At 66.3% G+C, this 1044-nt stretch carries 1 protein-coding gene; it reads right to left on the bottom strand.

Annotated elements, in window-relative coordinates:
* On the bottom strand, positions 1 to 1033 hold a 1033-nt coding region (locus ACTWQF_RS36760; protein ID WP_443284125.1), incomplete at its 3' end, for a condensation domain-containing protein.
* Between the last annotated feature and the right edge of the window lie 11 nt (positions 1034 to 1044).

Here is a 1044-nt window from a genome sequence, read left to right as displayed (position 1 = left end):
GGAGTCCGGCTTGGTGTTCCTGGGTGCGCTGGAGTACGTCGGCGAGGGTGTCGCCCGCGTCATACCGCACCCGGACCGGCAGGGTGTTGATGAACAGGCCCACCATCGAGTCCACGTCCGGCAGCGACGGCGGACGCCCGGAGACCGTGGCACCGAACACCACATCCTGCCGACCGGTGAGCTGACCCAGCAGCACCGCCCAGGCGCCCTGCACCAGCGTGTTGACCGTGACACCCAACTCCGCCGCACGACGCGTCAGCGCCCGCGCCTCCTGCGGCGACAGCGGAACATCGGCCTGCCCGATGCCCACCGCTACACCCGCACTCTCACTCTCACTCCCCGCGTTCTCCGGCGCGAGAAGGGTGGGTTCTTCGACGCCGTCGAGTTCGGCAGCCCACGCCCGGAGGGTCTCCTCCCGGTCCTGCCGCTCCAGCCAGGCCAGAAAGTCCCGATAACCCCGCACCCGCGGCAGACCAGACGAGTCACCGTGCGCGGCGTACAGCCGCAGCAGATCCTTGAACAGCACCGGAAGCGACCAGCCATCGAACAGCGCATGATGCGCCGTCAACACCAACTCGAAACGCTCCGCCTCCAACGCCACCAACGACATCCGCACCATCGGCGGACACCCCGGATCGAAATGCCGACCATGATCCGCTACCAGGAACCGCTCGAACTGCTCACTACGTTCCTGGTCCGGAACCATCGTGAGGTCCACGAACTCCCACGGCAGCTCAACACCCTCGACGACCAACTGCACCGGATTCCCCCGCGCATCCTCCACAAAAGCCGTGCGCAGATTCGCATACCGCTCCAGCAGCGCCTGACCCGCAACCCGCATCCGCTCCGCATCCACACAGCCGGCCAGATGGAAGACCAACTGCATCTGATACGCATCGAAACCCCCACCGCCGCTACCGGAGTCCACCAGCTTGCTGTGGAACAACAACCCGGCCTGCAACGTCGACTGCGGCCAGACATCCACCAGCCCCTGATACCGGGACTCCCACGCCTCGATCTCACCCTGCGACACACCCACCAACG

Source organism: Streptomyces sp. 8N114 (assembly GCF_052245835.1).
Classification (GTDB): Bacteria; Actinomycetota; Actinomycetes; order Streptomycetales; family Streptomycetaceae; genus Streptomyces.
This window is presented reverse-complemented; position numbering and strand designations above follow the sequence as displayed.